This is a genomic window from Neorhizobium huautlense (assembly GCF_002968575.1).
Taxonomy (GTDB): domain Bacteria; phylum Pseudomonadota; class Alphaproteobacteria; order Rhizobiales; family Rhizobiaceae; genus Neorhizobium; species Neorhizobium huautlense.
Genome location: NZ_PVBM01000088.1, coordinates 1 through 1,271 on the forward strand (window position 1 = coordinate 1; position 1,271 = coordinate 1,271).

The 1,271-nt window shown below is 59.0% G+C and carries 1 protein-coding gene; it reads left to right on the top strand.

Features of this window, described 5'->3' with window-relative positions:
• The first annotated feature begins 109 nt into the window (after positions 1-109).
• On the top strand, positions 110-1,180 hold the full coding sequence (locus tag C5L12_RS27695) for an IS110 family RNA-guided transposase (protein WP_105375171.1): 1,071 nt from the start codon (positions 110-112) through the stop codon (positions 1,178-1,180).
• Positions 1,181-1,271 lie beyond the last annotated feature (91 nt).

A 1,271-nucleotide genomic window follows, 5' to 3' on the forward strand; every position in this document is an offset into this window, starting at 1 on the left:
ATGGAGAGAACGGATCTCTGAGATGCAGATGATCTTAGGACAGTCACGCTTTGCGCCGTTTGGCTTACCTTTCCTGGGTTTTCGCGAACTCAGTGAAGGAGAGCAAAGCGTGACTGCACCTTATGATTATCACATCGGCGTGGATTACCACAAAAGCTACAGCCACCTGGTCGTGCAAGATTCCGTCGGCAAGACGCTACGATCCGGGCGAGTGAAGAACGATCGTCGGTCGCTGGGGTCGTTCCTGGAGCGATACCGGGAGAACAGCCATGCGGTTGTCGAGGCGACCCGCAACTGGACGGTGATGTACGACTGGCTCGACGACATTTGTGATGATGTCGTTCTCGCCCATCCGTTGAAGGTGAAGGCGATTGCTGACGCCAAGATCAAGACCGATAAGATCGACGCGACCGTGCTGGCGCATCTGCTGCGGGCCGACCTGGTGCCAGAAGCCTGGGCACCGAGCGACAAGGCCCGCGAGCTGCGCGTCGCGTTGCGTGAGCGGATGTTTTATGTGCGGCTGCGGACGATGACCAAGAACCGCATCGTGACGGTGTTTGATCGTTATCCGGAGCAGACGGCGCAGCTGAAGAAGCTCGGTGACCTGTTTGGCAAGGCCGGCCGCGTCCAATTGGCTCAGGTGAAGGTCTCAGAGATCGACCGCATCCAGATCGATCGTGGTCTCGACTTCATCGGCGACATCGATGGACGGATCAAGCAGTCGGAAACGACGATCCGGGCGATGACCAAAGCCAACGGCAATGTGAAGCTGTTGAAGACGATCCCGGGCATTGGCGAGTTTTTCGCCCGGCTGATCGATGCGGAGATCGACGACATCTCGCGATTCCGCAATCCGAAGAAGTTGGCCGCCTATGCCGGACTGGTGCCGTCGACCTATTCCTCCGGCGGCAAGACCTTCCACGGCAAGATCATCAAGCAGGGCAATAAGTGGCTGCGCTGGGCTTTTGTTGAAGCCGTCACCTCTGCCATCGCCAGCGATGCGCAGCTTCGAGCCCAATATGAACACCTGAAGATCAGAGGAGTGAACAAGGCGCGTGTCGCGATCGCGCGCAAGCTTTTGACGATCGCCTTCCAGATCCTGCGCGACCAGCGCGCCTACGAGCCGCGCGGCGCCAACAGCGAGGAAGGCATGTCGTCGACGATATCCCGGTTGTCCTGATGGGAAGCTAGCGAGCCCGGCAGGCCTGGGTTGCGCTCTTAAAGGAGAATGGGAAGCCGGGAGCCGAACGCCACTCTGTGACCGAAGCCGG